14 protein-coding genes and 1 tRNA gene are annotated in these 15,222 nt (G+C 67.9%); 14 read left to right on the forward strand and 1 reads right to left on the reverse strand.

The features are described 5' to 3' along the window. Positions 1 to 168 precede the first annotated feature (168 nt). The 7 genes from fdhE to N5J73_RS10110 all read left to right on the forward strand — a co-directional run bounded on the left by fdhE (position 169) and on the right by N5J73_RS10110 (position 6,947). Entirely contained in the window at positions 169 to 1,152 is a 984-nt protein-coding gene (fdhE, locus tag N5J73_RS10080) for a formate dehydrogenase accessory protein FdhE (RefSeq protein ID WP_154349586.1), read from the forward strand. Positions 1,153 to 1,156: 4 nt separating this feature from the next. Next, positions 1,157 to 2,581: an L-seryl-tRNA(Sec) selenium transferase gene (gene selA, locus N5J73_RS10085; RefSeq protein ID WP_154349587.1), complete on the forward strand. Its 1,425-nt coding sequence runs from the start codon at positions 1,157 to 1,159 to the stop codon at positions 2,579 to 2,581. Beyond that, positions 2,578 to 4,509 carry a selenocysteine-specific translation elongation factor gene (selB, locus tag N5J73_RS10090; protein ID WP_154349588.1) on the forward strand — a complete coding sequence of 644 codons (1,932 nt, stop codon included), beginning with the start codon at positions 2,578 to 2,580 and terminating at the stop codon, positions 4,507 to 4,509. The genes selA and selB overlap by 4 nt, the downstream gene beginning before the upstream one ends. A gap of 24 nt (positions 4,510 to 4,533) precedes the next feature. Beyond that, positions 4,534 to 4,629, forward strand: a tRNA-Sec gene (locus N5J73_RS10095). 26 nt (positions 4,630 to 4,655) lie between these two features. After that, positions 4,656 to 5,735, forward strand: a complete 1,080-nt coding sequence (gene selD, locus N5J73_RS10100; RefSeq protein WP_164078675.1) for a selenide, water dikinase SelD — start codon at positions 4,656 to 4,658, stop codon at positions 5,733 to 5,735. Positions 5,736 to 5,805: 70 nt separating this feature from the next. Beyond that, on the forward strand, positions 5,806 to 6,297 hold the full coding sequence (locus N5J73_RS10105; protein ID WP_049443665.1) for a helix-turn-helix domain-containing protein: 492 nt from the start codon (positions 5,806 to 5,808) through the stop codon (positions 6,295 to 6,297). Next, the gene (locus N5J73_RS10110) at positions 6,294 to 6,947 is read left to right on the forward strand and encodes a nucleotidyl transferase AbiEii/AbiGii toxin family protein (protein ID WP_164078676.1); all 654 of its coding nucleotides are present in this window, start codon (positions 6,294 to 6,296) and stop codon (positions 6,945 to 6,947) included. The genes N5J73_RS10105 and N5J73_RS10110 overlap by 4 nt, the downstream gene beginning before the upstream one ends. A 25-nt stretch (positions 6,948 to 6,972) precedes the next feature. On the opposite strand, the gene N5J73_RS10115 is transcribed toward N5J73_RS10110, so the two are convergent. Next, positions 6,973 to 7,833 carry a YicC/YloC family endoribonuclease gene (locus N5J73_RS10115; protein WP_279940897.1) on the reverse strand — a complete coding sequence of 287 codons (861 nt, stop codon included), beginning with the start codon at positions 7,831 to 7,833 and terminating at the stop codon, positions 6,973 to 6,975. Positions 7,834 to 7,957: 124 nt separating this feature from the next. Here N5J73_RS10115 and rph point away from each other — a divergent pair, with 124 nt between their 5' ends. The 7 genes from rph to pepQ all read left to right on the forward strand — a co-directional run bounded on the left by rph (position 7,958) and on the right by pepQ (position 15,165). After that, complete coding sequence (gene rph / locus N5J73_RS10120) at positions 7,958 to 8,683, forward strand: ribonuclease PH (protein WP_043034086.1); 726 nt, start codon at positions 7,958 to 7,960, stop codon at positions 8,681 to 8,683. Next, positions 8,680 to 9,069, forward strand: coding sequence for a VOC family protein (locus N5J73_RS10125; RefSeq protein WP_049443669.1), 390 nt, complete (start codon positions 8,680 to 8,682; stop codon positions 9,067 to 9,069). The genes rph and N5J73_RS10125 overlap by 4 nt, the downstream gene beginning before the upstream one ends. Beyond that, the gene (gene rdgB / locus N5J73_RS10130; RefSeq protein ID WP_049443671.1) at positions 9,066 to 9,662 is read left to right on the forward strand and encodes an RdgB/HAM1 family non-canonical purine NTP pyrophosphatase; all 597 of its coding nucleotides are present in this window, start codon (positions 9,066 to 9,068) and stop codon (positions 9,660 to 9,662) included. The genes N5J73_RS10125 and rdgB overlap by 4 nt, the downstream gene beginning before the upstream one ends. 56 nt (positions 9,663 to 9,718) lie before the next feature. Then, positions 9,719 to 10,945, forward strand: a complete 1,227-nt coding sequence (hemW, locus tag N5J73_RS10135; protein WP_164078677.1) for a radical SAM family heme chaperone HemW — start codon at positions 9,719 to 9,721, stop codon at positions 10,943 to 10,945. A 165-nt stretch (positions 10,946 to 11,110) separates the two neighbouring features. Beyond that, entirely contained in the window at positions 11,111 to 13,390 is a 2,280-nt protein-coding gene (locus N5J73_RS10140; RefSeq protein WP_154349591.1) for a DUF1631 family protein, read from the forward strand. Next, complete coding sequence (locus tag N5J73_RS10145; protein ID WP_049443677.1) at positions 13,387 to 13,758, forward strand: PilZ domain-containing protein; 372 nt, start codon at positions 13,387 to 13,389, stop codon at positions 13,756 to 13,758. Before N5J73_RS10140 ends, N5J73_RS10145 begins: the two co-directional genes overlap by 4 nt. Positions 13,759 to 13,833: 75 nt before the next feature. Further along, complete coding sequence (gene pepQ, locus N5J73_RS10150) at positions 13,834 to 15,165, forward strand: Xaa-Pro dipeptidase (protein WP_164078678.1); 1,332 nt, start codon at positions 13,834 to 13,836, stop codon at positions 15,163 to 15,165. The last annotated feature ends 57 nt before the right edge of the window (positions 15,166 to 15,222 follow it).

A 15,222-nucleotide genomic window follows, 5' to 3' on the forward strand; every position in this document is an offset into this window, starting at 1 on the left:
TGGCGGGTGTCGACCTTGGTCGACACAATGAACATGGCAACGACCGAAACCGAATTTTGTAGAGTCGAGCCATGCTCGACTGCTTTGCTCGACTGCGTTGTTTGAACACGCTGGACGCCAGCGCCGACAACGGCGAGGATGGAGCCTGGTTCTTCTGGCCGGCCCTGCATGGCGCAACGCATCCTTGAACCCGGTGAGATCGAGACGCTCGCCTCGCGCGATGTCCCGCGCATCATCCTGCCCGATGTCACGTCCCTGTTTGCTGAGCGCGCGACGCGCCTGCGCAGCCTGGCTGCGCGCAGTGCCATCGGCGGCTACCTGCAGCTGCTGGCGGCGCTGGCCGATGCACAGCAGGCGCTGCTGGACGAGCTGACACCGCAGCAACGCGAGGCGCTGCAGTCGCACGCACGTGCGCAGCAGTCGAGTGCGGCGGCCGGTGCCGGCATGCCGTTGCGGCCGGCCAACACGCTTCAACTGGATGGACGCTGGCGCGACTGGCTGCGCACGCTGTGCCAGCACTGTGCCGACGAGGCCGGGCTTCCGGTGGAAACCCGCCAGGAGCTGCAGCGCGTCGCCGCGGCCGACGATGCCTGGCTGGATGCGCAGGCGCATGCCGTGCTGGAGCGCGATGACGCGCCGTCGGTAGATGCGGTCGCTGCGCTGCTGGTCATGAATGCACTGCAGGCTTATTGGGCGGTGCTGGCGGACAGCTTCCGCCCCACCGACCTGAAACCGTTGGCCGATGCACCCGGCCTGTGCCCGTTGTGCGGCTCGCTACCGGTGGTCAGCGTAGTGCAGGCACGCCCACCCTATGCGTCTTACCGTTACCTGTCGTGCTCGCTGTGCGCCTGCCAGTGGCACTACGTGCGCGTGCAGTGCAGCCAGTGTGGTGCCGCCGGCAAGGACATCGCCTATCGCGCCCTGGCCGATGTGGACGGCGACAGCGGCGAGGCGGTGCGCGAGAGCGCGGTGCGTGCCGAGACCTGCGACCACTGCCACAGCTACCGCAAGATCCTGTATCTGGAGAAAGACCCGTCACTGGAGCCGGTTGCCGATGACCTCGGCACGCTGGCGCTGGATCTGCTGCTGGCCGAGGAAGGCTATGCGCGCGCCAGCCAGAGTCCGCTGTTGTGGCAATCCGACGGCGATTGAGGCGATGAGCGCCACGCCCCCCACCCCGGCATCGGTTTCCGCCCTGCCCTCGCTGGACCGGGTGCTGCGCCTGCCTGCACTGGCGCCACTGATCGAAGGCCACGGTCGAAGCCGCATCACCCAGCTGCTGCGTTCGCACCTGCAGGTGCTGCGTGAGCGTATCAGCGCCGGCCAGTTGTCGACCGCGCAGCTGCAGGAAGCGGTTGAGGGCCCAGCGCTGGCCGCAGCGGTCGAGGCCGCACTCGCAGCCGATGCACGGTTGGACCTGCAGCCGATGTTCAACCTGACCGGCACCGTGCTGCACACCAATCTCGGCCGCGCATTGCTTCCCGATGCCGCCGTACACGCAGTCACTCGCGCGATGACCGCGCCGGTGGACCTGGAGTTCGACGTCGTCCGTGGCCGTCGCGGCGACCGCGATGCACGGGTACAGGCATTGATCTGCGAACTGACCGGCGCTGAAGCCGCCACCGTGGTGAACAACAATGCGGCGGCGGTCCTGCTGCTGCTCAACAGCCTGGCCAACCGCCGCGACGTGGTGGTGTCTCGCGGCGAGCTGGTGGAGATCGGTGGCGCCTTCCGCATTCCCGACGTGATGCGCAGTGCCGGCGCGCGGCTGCTGGAAGTCGGCACCACCAACCGTACCCATCCGGCCGACTTCGCCAACGCCATCGGCGCACGCACCGCATTGCTGATGGAGGTGCACGCCAGCAACTACGCGATCACCGGTTTCACCGCCAAGGTCGACACCGCGGCGATGGCCGCGATCGCGCACGCGCATGGCCTGCCGCTGATGGTGGACCTGGGCAGTGGCAGCCTGTGCGATCTGGCCACGTTCGGTCTGCCGCACGAACCCACCGTGCAGGAAACGCTGGCGGCCGGCGCCGATCTGGTTTCGTTCAGCGGCGACAAGCTGCTGGGGGGTCCGCAGGCCGGCATCATCGCCGGCCGCGCCGACCTGATCGCGCGGATCAACCGCAACCCGCTCAAGCGCGCACTGCGCATGGACAAGATGGGACTGGCTGCGCTGGAAGCGGTGCTGGCCCTGTACCGCGAACCGGAGCTGCTGACACAGAGGCTGCCCACCCTGCGCACCCTGTCGCGCACGCAGGATGACGTTGCTGCGCAGGCCCATCGCCTGCTGCAGCCGATGCAGTCCGTGCTGGCAGACGACTACACCCTTGAAGAGGCCTCAATGCACAGCCAGGTCGGCAGCGGCGCGCAGCCACAGGCACAGCTGGCCAGCGCCGGACTGCGCATCACCAGCGCACGCCGTGGCGGGCTGGATCGCCTGGCCAAGCGCTTGCGCCAACTACCGCGCCCGGTGCTGGGCCGCATCGCCGATGACGCGTTGTGGCTGGACCTGCGCTGCCTGGAACCCGGGGACGAAGCGGTGTTCCTGGCCCAATGGAGCATGCTGCAGGCATGATCGTCGGCACCGCCGGGCATATCGACCATGGCAAAACAAGCCTGGTACGCGCACTGACCGGCATCGAAACCGATCGCCTGCAGGAAGAGCGTACGCGCGGCATATCGATCGAACTGGGCTACGCCTATGTCCCGGTGGAAAGCACGGACGTCGAAGGCCCGGCCGCGACGCTGGGTTTCGTCGACGTGCCGGGCCATGAGCGCTTCGTGCACACGATGGTGGCCGGTGCCACGGGTATCGATGTCGCCCTGCTGGTGATCGCTGCCGACGACGGCGTGATGCCACAGACCCGCGAGCATCTGGCGATCCTGCAACTGCTGGGCGTGAACCGGGGGGCTGTGGCGCTGACCAAGATCGACCGTGTGGATGCGGCGCGCATCGCCCGGGTCGAGATCGAGATCGCTGCGCTGCTGGCCGCGACACCACTGCAGGATTCCCCTCTGTTCGCCTGCAACAGCACCGCACCCGACGATGCCGGCATCAGCGCACTGCGTACCCAGCTGCACGCGTGGGCAGCGGACGACGCCAGTACGCGCCAGGCCGAACTGCGCAGCGAACTGTTCCGCATGCCGGTGGACCGCGTGTTCTCGCTGGCCGGCCACGGCACGCTGGTGACCGGCGCAGTGCATGGCGGCGTCGCCATGGTGGGCGACCACCTGCAGCTGATGCCCGCCGCCACCGACGTACGCGTGCGCAGCATCCACGCACAGAACCAGGCCAGCGACCACGCGATGGCCGGGCAGCGCTGCGCGCTGAACCTGGCGGCCATCGCCCGTGATGACATCCACCGTGGCGACTGGATCGCCGACCCGCGCGCCCTGCTGGCGACCACCCGAGTCGATGTGCGCCTGCGTCTTTCCGCGTTGTCCGCACCGTTGCGCGACTGGGCGCCGCTGCATATCCACTGGGGCACGATGCACCGGCAGGCCCATGTGGTGCTGCTGGAGGACGACGATCACGGCAATGGGCAGTTGGTGCAACTGGTGTTCGATGCACCCGTCTGTGCGATGTGTGGCGATCGCTTCATTGCCCGCGATTCAGCTGCGGCCCATACGCTGGGTGGTGGCGTCGTGCTCGACCCGGATCCGCCGCAGCGGCGCCGGCGCAGCCCCGCACGGCTCGCCTGGCTGGGAGCACTGGAGCAGCTGGCCGCAGGTGCGGGAATCGGCCCGCTGTTGCAGCAGGCGCCCTTCGGCATACCCATGGCCGCGCTGCAACGGTACTGCCGGCGCGCGGCCGACCGGATCGATCTTCCTGCGGACACGCGACGCATCGCCACCCGCGAAGACACGGTGATCATCCTTGCCTCGCATTGGCAGGCATTGCGCGAGCAGGTGATCACCTCACTGCGTGGATGGCATGAGCGACGCCCGGACGAGCCGGGTGTCGACAGCGGGCGCCTGCAGCGCAGCACCCTTCCTGCATTGGCAGCAGGACTGTGGAACGCCCTGCTGCAGGACCTGCTTGAAGACAGCCTCGTGCAGCGCGCGGGTGCGTGGTGGCGCCTGCCCGGCCACGACCATGCGCCACCGGAACGCGAACGCTTGCTGCTGGACCGCGTGCTACCTCAGTTGCACGCCGGCGGCTTCGATCCACCGTGGGTGCGTACCCTGGCCGCCGACTTCGGACTGGCCGAAGACGAGGTCCGCGCCGTCCTGCGCCACGCCGCCGCACGTGGCGAACTGTTTCAAGTGGTGCCGGACCTGTTCTATGCACCCGCGCGCATTGTGGAACTCGCCGCCATCGTCGCGCAGCTGTCACAGGCCAGCGGCACGGTGGATGCGGCCGCCTTCCGCGATGCCATCGGCCTGGGCCGCAAACGCAGCATCCAGATCTTGGAGTTCTTCAATCGCGTTGGCTACACTCGACGCGTCGGTGACCAGCATCGGCCGCGTGGCGACCTGCAGTGGAACGCAGCCCGCGACTGAGCCCACCGGTACCGCCGTACTTTCGGAAGGCATGCGCATCCGGGCATGCGGCTGGGCTTCAAACCCAGTAGGGGGCGTCGATCGTTCCCTGGTAGGTTCGACTCCTGCTGCCTTCCGCCATTCGTGTTTCCGCAGGAGATGTCGGCATGGCCACGCACGCGCAGTCCTCCGCCCCTTCAACGGCCGATGCCCCGCAACGACTGACCTCGCTGGCACACGGTGGTGGCTGCGGCTGCAAGATCGCGCCGGGCGTGCTGACCGAACTGCTGCGCGGCATTCCAGCGCTTCCGGCACCGGCTGAACTGCTGGTCGGCCGCGAGACCAGCGACGACGCGGCGGTGTACCGCCTCGATGACCGCCAGGCCATTGTCGCCACCACTGATTTCTTCATGCCGATCGTCGACGATCCATTCGACTTCGGCCGCATCGCCGCCACCAACGCGCTGTCGGACCTGTATGCGATGGGCGCGCGCCCGCTGTTCGCACTGGCCATCGTCGGCATGCCGATCAACACCCTGCCGCAGGACACCATCCGCGGCATCCTTCAGGGGGGCGAACGCGCCTGCGCCGATGCCGGCATCGTGGTGGCCGGCGGCCACAGCATCGATTCGGTGGAACCCATCTACGGCCTGGCTGCGATCGGCGTGCTCGATCCGCAGCGGCTCAAGCGCAATGCCGATGCCCGCGCCGGCGACGCGCTGGTGCTGGGCAAACCATTGGGCGTGGGCGTGTATTCGTCAGCGCTGAAAAAAGAAGTGCTGGATGCCGAGGGCTACCGGCAGATGGTCGCGTCGACCACCCGCCTGAACACCGTGGGCGTGCCCCTGGCCGCGCTGGACGGCGTGCACGCCATGACCGATGTCACCGGCTTCGGCCTGCTCGGCCACCTGCTGGAAGTGTGCCGCGCCAGTGGCGTTGCCGCCGAAGTGGACAGCGCGCAGATCCCGCTGCTGCCGCAGACGCTGGAGCTGCTGCAGCGTGGCTGCGTGACCGGCGCCTCCAACCGAAACTGGGCTTCCTATGGCGCCGAGGTGCGCTTCGCCGATGGGTTGCCGGCACACTGGCAGCCACTGCTGACCGACCCGCAGACCAGCGGCGGCCTGCTGGTGTCCTGCGCCCCGGAGGCGGTGGATGCGGTGCTGGCCTGCTTCCACGACGCGGGGTTCGGCCAGGCAGCCGTGGTGGGGCGTTTGGGCGAAGGAGCGCCGGGCATCAGCGTGGTTTGAGACGTGAAGGTTTGCCAACGTGCCGCTTCCGGGCACTTGAATCGTGTCCAAAATATTGGACAATCAAGCCATGAACCTGATCGACATCGGCAAGGCGGTTCGCGCCCGCCGTGAGCAGCTTGGTCTGTCGCAAGGCCAACTGGCTCATCTCAGCGGCCTTTCCCGGCAAACCGTGGTCGGCCTGGAAGGGGGCACCCTGAGTGACCTGGGTGTCAATCGCGTGGGACAGGTGATGGCCGTGCTCGGTCTGGATGTACCGGCACCCACCACCGAAAGCCGGCTGCGCAAGCAAGGCCTGAAAATGGCCGCACGCACCGCCAACGTGAGCTACGCAAGCGAACTGACGGCTGGCGAGCTGGCGCGCGTGCTGGTCAGTGGGGAAGTTCCTGCCACCTACGCGGCGCAGATGGCGCACCTGCTGGATGAAGCCCCTCCCGCCATGATGGTGATGGCGGTCGAAGAAGCTGCAATCGGCGCGCAGATGCCACCACGGCGCATCTGGCGCAACGTGGCGAAGATGGCCAACACACTTTCTGCCCATCGCAAGGACCTGTGGATGTGAACCGCGAATTGCCGGCCGGCGCCTGGCAGGCGCTGCTGCCTCGGGCGCTTGTCCTCATCGGGGAGATCCAGCGCCACGGCGGCATCACCGATCCGTTCTGGACCTTGGGCGGCGGAACGGTGCTGATGTTTCGACATCGGCACCGGCTCAGCAAGGACATCGACATCTTCGTGCCGAATCCCCAGTACCTGGGGTTCGTTACTCCCCGCTTGAGCTATGTGGCCGCGAGCCTTACCGGCGACTACAGCGAAGATCCCAGCGCCTGGGTAAAGCTGCAGTTCGAGGAAGGCGAGGTGGATTTCGTCGCGGCCCCCAATCTTCTCGATGACGCCTGGGAGGAATGGATGATCGATGGTCAGCGCATACGGGTGGAAACGTCGGCGGAAATCATCGCCAAGAAAATGTTCCATCGGGGGCATCGAACAACGGCCCGAGACCTGTTCGATCTTGCGCTGGTCATCGAACGCGAGCCGGACGCGCTGGCGGCCGCCGCAGACGCACTGGTCCGCCATCGATCAACGTTTCTTGATCAGATCCGCAATCCCCATCCGACATTGAAGATTGCGTTCAAGGCCATCGACACGCTGGACTACACGCCAGACTTCGACCACTGCGTCGCGATAGCCGGGGACTACCTGGAAGGACTGTGATCCTCCCAGGCAATTGCGCGGAACATCACTCGATGTTCTGCACCTGTTCGCGGATCTGGTCGATCAGCACCTTCAGCTCCACCGCGGCATTGGACGTGCGGCTGTCCACCGACTTCGACCCCAGCGTGTTGGCTTCGCGGTTGAACTCCTGCAGCAGGAAGTCCAGGCGGCGGCCGACCGGCTCGCGCTGCTTGAGCACGCGACGAATCTCGACGATATGGCTGCCAAGGCGGTCCAGCTCTTCATCCACGTCCAGCTTCTGCAGCCACAGCACCAGCTCCTGCTCGGCGCGGCCGGGGTCGACCGGGTGCGGCAGGTCAGCCAGACGGGCGGCCAGCTTGGCGCGCTGGTCGTCGCGAATGGCCGGAATCAAGGTGCGCACTTCGGTGGCGATGCGCTCGATGCCGTCCACACGCTCGCTGATGGCCGCAGACAACTTGCCGCCTTCGCGCTCACGGGCCTCGACGAAGCCATCCAGCACCTGGTCCAGCAGGGCCAACGCCTCGACCTGCAGGGCGGCGGCATCGGTGGCCTCGCCACGGGTCACGCCCGGCAGCTGCAGCAGGTCGGTGAAGCTGACCTGCAGGTTGGGGAAATCAGAGGTCAGGCGGTGGGCCAGGCGGCCCAGCTGGCCCAGCAGGGCCTCGTCCACCTGCAGGTTGGCCGCCGCTTCCGGCGCGCGCAGGCGCATCACCAGATCCAGCTTGCCGCGGCTCAGACGTGCGGCGATGCGCTCGCGCAACTGCGGTTCGAGCGCGCGCAGTTCCTCGGGCAGGCGGGTGCCGACCTCCAGGAAACGGTGGTTGACCGAGCGCAGCTCGCAGCCGAGCGTGCCCCACGGGGTGACCCGCTCGCCGCCGGCATAGGCGGTCATGCTTCGAATCATGGATTGTGTCCGGTGCGTGCAAAGGGGGAATGGTACCCTAGCGCCCTCACCAGAGCCCCCTTGCCCGCCCCGTGAAGGCCGCGGGCGTGGCGGCGTACTCCCTCGCCATTACGGAACCCGCACCATGTCCGATTCCCGCCCCAGCGGCCGCCAGCCCGACCAGCTCCGCCCGGTCGTCATCCAACGCGGCTTCACCCGCCATGCCGAAGGTTCGGTGCTGGTGTGCTTCGGTGAAACCCGTGTGCTGTGCACCGCCAGCGTCGAGAACCGCGTGCCGGGCTTCCTGCGTGGCAAGGGCGAAGGCTGGGTGACCGCCGAGTACGGCATGCTGCCGCGCGCCACCCACACCCGCAGCGACCGCGAAGCGGCCCGTGGCAAGCAGGGTGGCCGCACGCTGGAGATCCAGCGCCTGATCGGCCGCAGCCTGCGTGCCTGCGTGGACCGCAACGCGCTGGGCGAGCGCACCATCACCCTCGACTGCGACGTGCTGCAGGCCGATGGTGGCACCCGCACCGCCGCCATCACTGGCGCCTACGTGGCCCTGGTCGATGCGGTGAACGTGCTGATAAAGCGTGGCGACATCAAGCGCAACCCGATCCTGGGCGCAGTGGCTGCCGTGTCGGTAGGCGTCTACCGCGGCACTCCGGTGCTGGACCTGGACTACGCCGAAGACAGCGACTGCGACACCGACATGAACGTGGTGATGAACGACGGTGGCGGCTTCATCGAGCTGCAGGGCACCGCCGAAGGCCATGCCTTCCGCCGCGATGAACTGGATGCGCTGCTGGGCCTGGCCGAGAAGGGCGTGGGCGAACTGCTGGCCGCACAGCAGGCGGCGCTGTCGGCATGAACCGCCGCATCGCCCTGACCACCCTGGTGGTGGCCGACTACGACGAAGCCATTGCCTGGTACACCGGCAAGCTTGGCTTCGCACTGCTGGAAGACATCGACCAGGGCCACAAGCGCTGGGTGGTGGTGGGGCCGACCGACGGCAGCGCCGCCGCCCTGCTGCTGGCCCGCGCCAGCAACGAGGAACAGCGCAGCCGCATCGGCAACCAGACCGGTGGCCGCGTCGGCTTCTTCCTCAACACCGACGACTTCCATCGCGACCACGCGGCGATGGTCGCCGCCGGCGTCGAGTTCCTGGAAGCGCCGCGCGAAGAGCCCTATGCAACGGTTGCGGTGTTCCGCGATCTGTATGGCAACACCTGGGACCTGCTGGAGCCCCGTCAATGAAGAAACTGGTACTGGCCAGCCACAACGCCGGCAAGCTGGTGGAGATGCAGGAGATCCTCGCCGACCTGCCGCTGCAGATCACCTCGGCCGCCGAACTGGGCCTGGGCGACGTGGATGAGACCGGCCTGACCTTCGTCGAGAACGCGCTGCTGAAGGCGCGCGCGGCCTGCGAAGCGACCGGCCTGCCGGCGCTGGCCGATGATTCGGGCCTGATCGTCGATGCCCTCGGCGGTGCGCCGGGCCTGTACAGCGCGCGCTACGCGGGCCACCCGACCAACGCCGCGGCCAACAACGCCAAGCTGCTGGACGCAATGAATGACGTTCCCGATGGCCAGCGCAGCGCCCGCTTCTATGCGGTGATCGTGCTGCTGCGCCACGCCACCGACCCGCAGCCGCTGATCTGTGAAGGCCGCTGGGAAGGCCAGATCATCCGCGAACTGCGTGGCACGAATGGTTTTGGCTACAACCCGGTGTTCCTGGACACCACCCACGGCCTGACCGCCGCGGAAATGGAGCCGGCATTGAAGAACGCCATCAGCCACCGCGCCATTGCCCTGCAGCAGCTCAAGCAGCAGCTGGCGACGCTGTACTGACGCCACCCGATCGAACCAGGGAAGCCGGCCAGCGGCCGGCACTACCGAAGAAGCCCATGCCGCACGCCCACGACCACTGCAACCACCTGCCCGGCGAAGCCTGCTCCGCTGACCACGACAGCCCGCCGCGACTGGTGCCACCACCGCTGTCGTTGTACGTGCACCTGCCCTGGTGCGTGCGCAAATGCCCGTACTGCGATTTCAATTCGCACCAGGCCAAGGGCGAGCTGCCGTTCGACGCCTACATCGATGCACTGCTGCGCGATCTGGACCAGGACCTGCCACTGGTCTGGGGCCGGGTGGTGCACAGCGTGTTCTTCGGTGGCGGGACGCCCAGCCTGTTTCCGCCGGAGGCGATCGACCGCTTCCTGCAGCAGGCCAGCGCGCGCCTGCGCTTTGCCCCCAACGCCGAAATCACCCTGGAAACCAACCCGGGCACGGCCGAGCATGGCCGCTTCGACCGCTACCGCGCGGCCGGCGTCAACCGCCTCAGCTTCGGCATCCAGAGTTTCGACGACGCCATGCTCAAGCGCCTGGGCCGCATCCACGACAGTGGCGAAGCCGAGCGCGCAGTGAAGATGGCGCAGGACGCGGGCTACGACAACTTCAACATCGACCTGATGTACGCGCTGCCGGAACAGACCCTGGCCGGCGCCGAGGCCGACCTGGAACGTGCATTCGCGCTGCAGCCGGCGCACATCTCGCACTACCAGCTGACCCTGGAACCGAACACGGTGTTCTTCGCGCGGCCGCCGCAGGGCATTCCCGATGAAGACAACGCCTGGGACATGCAGGAACACTGCCAGGCCCTGCTGGCACAGGCCGGTTTCGGCCAGTACGAAGTCAGTGCCTACGCCCGCCCCGGCCGGCAGAGCGCCCACAACCTGAACTACTGGCGCTTCGGCGACTACCTGGGCATCGGTGCCGGCGCGCACGGCAAGATCAGCTCGGGCGCCGAGGAACACGTGCTGCGCCGCTGGAAGCTGAAGCATCCGCAGGCCTACCTGGACAGCGCTGGCACTCCGGCCTCGTTCGGTGGCGACGACGTGATCGCAGCCGAGCGCCTGCCGTTCGAGTACATGCTCAACCTGCTGCGCCTGCACGAAGGTTTCGGCCTGCGCGATTTCGAATCGCGCACCGGGCTGCCGCGCAGCGTGCTGGACGCACCGCTGGCCGAGGCCGTGCAGCGCGGCTGGCTGGACGTGACGGATGGGCACGTGCAGCCGACCGAACTAGGCCGCCGCTTCACCAACGATGTGGTGAGCCTGTTCCTGGAAGATTGATGCTCGCGTGACAGAGGGTCGTGCCGGCCAACGGTCGGCGCGAGCGTTCATCCGTCGGGCCATGCCTGGCGAACAGAGTGCACATTCACCCTAAAGTAGCGCCGACGGCGGCCGACACGGTAGATTCACAAGATCGATCCGCGGGAATCCGGGTACCGCCTGCCGATGTCAGCTGTCTTCTCCATAACCTCTGCCGACAACGCCCGTCTGGCTGCCAGTAACCTGCCACCGCGGGTGCGTGAGCTGCTGGGCGGCTTGATCGGCCTGTGCCGGCAGACGCTGGCCGCCCCTCTGATCCTGACCGTCGAAGCGCTGGAACAGACGCTGTTGCACGACGCCGATCGCGCGCGCAATCCACAGCTGCAGGCCGAACTGATGGCCCAGCGCGGCCAGCTGCACGCCTTCTCCGGCCATTTCGCCGACCGCATGCTCGATGCCGTGGCCGACGCGCTGATACGTTTGCGCGAACCCGCTGCCGGCAGCCCAACCGCTGCCACGCCGCCGCCATTGCCCGGCATGCTCGGGCTGTCGCTGGTCGATGAACATGAAGTGGACCGCGACCTGCTGCTGACCGAGATGGTGCGGCGGGAAACGCTGCGTTCGACCAACACGCTGAACCTGCTGGGCCAACGCCTGGGCGTACTGGCCGCGGCACCGGCCTTCGAGGCCGACACCCTGCCGCTGGCCCCGCAGGCACTGTGCGCGATGCTGCGCCGGATCGCCGAACAGGATGCGCTCGGCCTGGAAGTCCAGTTGGCGCTGTATCGCAGCTTCGAGCGCCAGGTGCTGGAACGCCTGGGCGACATCCTCGACCGCGCCAATGCCCTGCTGGCGCAGAACGGCGTGCTGCCCGGCCTGGTCTACACCCCCTACCTGGCGCGCTCGTCGAGCACGCGGCGGATCATCACCCAGTCGGTGGGCGGTGGACGTACCACCCAGCCAGCCAAGCGCACCGCGGCGCCACTGACCGGGTGGAACGGATCGGCACCCGCCGGTTCCTGGTCGAGTCTGGTGCAGGACGCTTTCCAGGATGGCGGCGCAGCCGGCACGGCCCTGCCCGGCCTGACCACCTCCACCGGCAGCGCGCTGCATGAGCTGCTGCAGCAGGCACGCCACGCCAGCACAGCACCCGCGGACCGCGATGCGGTGCCGAGCGCGGCAGTTGACGCGGTGCTCGCGCGCCTGCAGGCCCAGTCCAGCTCGGCCACCGGCGTCGCCGACCTGCAGGCCGCCGTAGTGGCGCAGCTGCGCAGTGAGCACGGGACACAGGCGCAGCTGGGCAGCCACGACCGTGACAACCTCGACCTGCTGCGCATGCTGATGCAGCAGGTACAGCAGCAACAACGCCCGGACCCGGTGCCGGCCGCCCTGCTGGCGCGCCTGCAGGTGCCCTTGGCACGCGCGGCCATGGCCGATCCGGGCTTCTTCGTACGCGACGAGCACCCGGCGCGCGAACTGCTCAACCAGATTGCCGAAGTCGGCGCCAACTGGCTGGGCGACGATGATGTCGACCCGCAGTTGCTGCAGCGCATGGCGCAGAGCGTGCAGGGCCTGCTGGGCCAGGACGCACGGGCGCCGGACGCCTTCGCCGCCGCCAACGAAGACGTGCAGCAGCACCAGCGCGCGGCGGCCCATCGTGCCGAACTGGCCGAGCGCCGCCATGTGGAAGCCGCGCGCGGCAAGGAGCGGTTGGAACTGGCTCGTCGCCAGGCCACCGCACAGATCGACCAGTGCTGCGAAGCGCAGTCGCCACCGCGCTTCGTGCAGACCCTGCTGCGCCAGGCCTGGGCCGACGCCCTGACCCTGACCCGCCTGCGCCACGGCGACGACTCACCGCAGTGGCAGGAACGTCTGCAGCAGACCCAGCGCATCGCCGCCATCACCGCGCAGGCCGTTGATGCCCCTGATGGCACCGATGCCGCGCTCGCCGCCGACGTCGAGGCCGCCCTGCTGCAGGTCGGCTACCACGCCGAAGAAGCCGCCGCCGTCGCGCGCAGGCTGGCTACGCCCGGCGGCGAGGACGAGAGCACCTCGCGTACCGAACTCAGTGCCCGCCTGAAAGCACGTGCGCGTCTGGGCGAGCACGCCGGTACGCCCACCGGCACCGCGCCTGCAACGCCCCGCAGCAGTGCCGAAGAAGCGGCCTACCAGCAGCTGTCCACGCTGCCGTTCGGCAGCTGGTTCGACATCGACACCGGTGATGGCACGCTGCGCCGCCAGCGCCTGTCCTGGTACAGCCTGCTGACCGGCCACGCCCTGTTCGTCAATCCGCGCGGGCAGAAGATCGCCGATACCGACCTGGATACGCTGGCCAGGCAGATCAGCGCCGGCCGTGCGCAGCTGGTCACCGAAGACAAGGCCCGGCTGGTCGACCGCGCCTGGGAAGCCAGCCTTGGCGCGTTGCGCGCGTTGGCGGCCGGCCACACGCAGGAGACTTCCGCATGACTACCCAGCCGCAGGACACCCGTCGCGCGCCGCGTCGCCAGGTCTCGGATCTGGTCCCGGTCACCGACCAGATGCGCGAATGCGTGGTGGGCCGTCTCGGCAATGTTTCCGAAACCGGCATGCTGATGCTGGCCAGCGCACCACTGCGCGAGGATGCGCTGTACCAGCTGCGCTTCCCGCTGCCACTGGGTGACGGCCGCCAGCAGGACATTGATGTGGGCGTGCATCTGCTGTGGAGTGAGCCCGCGCACGTTCCCGGGCAGAGCTGGACCGGCTTCCGCTTCCTGACCCTGTCACGCGAACATCGGCAGCTGCTGCGCCAGTGGGTGGGCGAAGACAGCGACGAGGGACCGGTTTCGACGGCCTGAGTGCCGGTTCCGGCACAGCGGTTTTTCGCGGTATGCGGCAGAATCTAGGGCCGTTTTCCGTGTCGAGCCACCGCAATGATCCAGCAAGACCCCGGCGCCCTGTATTCCGACCACCTGGCCGTGCTCTGTCGACGCGCCGAACAGGCGCTGGCCCGCGGCGGCTTCGATCACCTGGTGGTGCCCAGCGGCACCCTGCACTACCAGGTGTTCGACGACCGCGACTACCCGTATGCGGTCAATCCGCAGTTCAAGGCCTGGCTGCCGCTGACCCGTGTGCCCAACAGCTGGATCGTGTTCACCCCTGGCAAGCGTCCGGCAGTGATCTTCCACCAGCCCTTCGATTACTGGCACGTGGTACCCGATGCGCCGAGTGGCTGGTGGGTGGAGCACTTCGACATCCACATCATCCGCAAGCCGGAAGAAGCGCTGGCCCTGCTACCGGCCGACCCGTCGCGCTGCGCGATCCTCGGCGAGCCGCAGAGCGCGCTGGGCAACTACGTGCCGAACAATCCGGCGCCGGTAGTGAACTACCTGGAATGGCACCGCGGCAGCAAGACGCCGTATGAAATCGCGCTGATGCGCCAGGCGCAGGTGCTGGGTGTGCGCGGCCACCGCGCTGCCGAAGCCGCGTTCCGCAACGGCGCCGACGAGTTCAGCATCCACATGGCGTACTGCCAGGCGGTGGGCCAGGATGCCAACGAGCTGCCCTACGGCAACATCGTAGCGCTGAACGAACATGCCGCCGTGCTGCATTACACCGAACTTGGCCGCAAGGCACCGCAGCCGCTGCGCAGCTTCCTGATCGATGCCGGTGCCAGCGCGCACGGCTACGCCAGCGACATCACCCGCACCTACGCCGCGCAGGGCCACGACGAATTCGCGGCGATGATCGCCGCCGTCGATGCCGCCCAGCAGAAGATGTGCGCGGCGGTACGTCCGGGTTTCGACTACAAGCAGCTGCATGTGGACGCGCATCTTTCGCTGATGGGCGTGCTGAAGGACTTCGGCGTGATCAAGATCTCGCCGCAGACCGCGCTGGAGACCGGCGTCAGCGCCGCATTCTTCCCGCACGGCATCGGCCACCTGATCGGCCTGCAGGTGCACGACGTGGCCGGTTTCGCGGCCAGCGACGAGGGCGGCCGCATCGAGCGCCCGGCCGGCCATCCGTACCTGCGCCTGACCCGCGTGCTGGAACCGGGCATGGTGGTGACCATCGAACCGGGCCTGTACTTCATCGACATGCTGTTGAACGAAGTGAAGGACGCCGGCCATGGCGATGCGATCAACTGGGACCGCGTGGACTTCTTCTGTCCTTATGGCGGCATCCGCATCGAAGACGAAGTGCTGTGCACCGAGGGCGAGGCGGACAACCTGACGCGGCCGGAGTTTGCGGCGGCGAACGGCTGAGCCCCTCGTGGTTGCCCGTTGAATCAAAAGCCGCGCTTGGCCGGGCGGGGTGGGTTT

The organism is Stenotrophomonas sp. GD03654 (assembly GCF_029845105.1).
Taxonomy (GTDB): domain Bacteria; phylum Pseudomonadota; class Gammaproteobacteria; order Xanthomonadales; family Xanthomonadaceae; genus Stenotrophomonas; species Stenotrophomonas africana.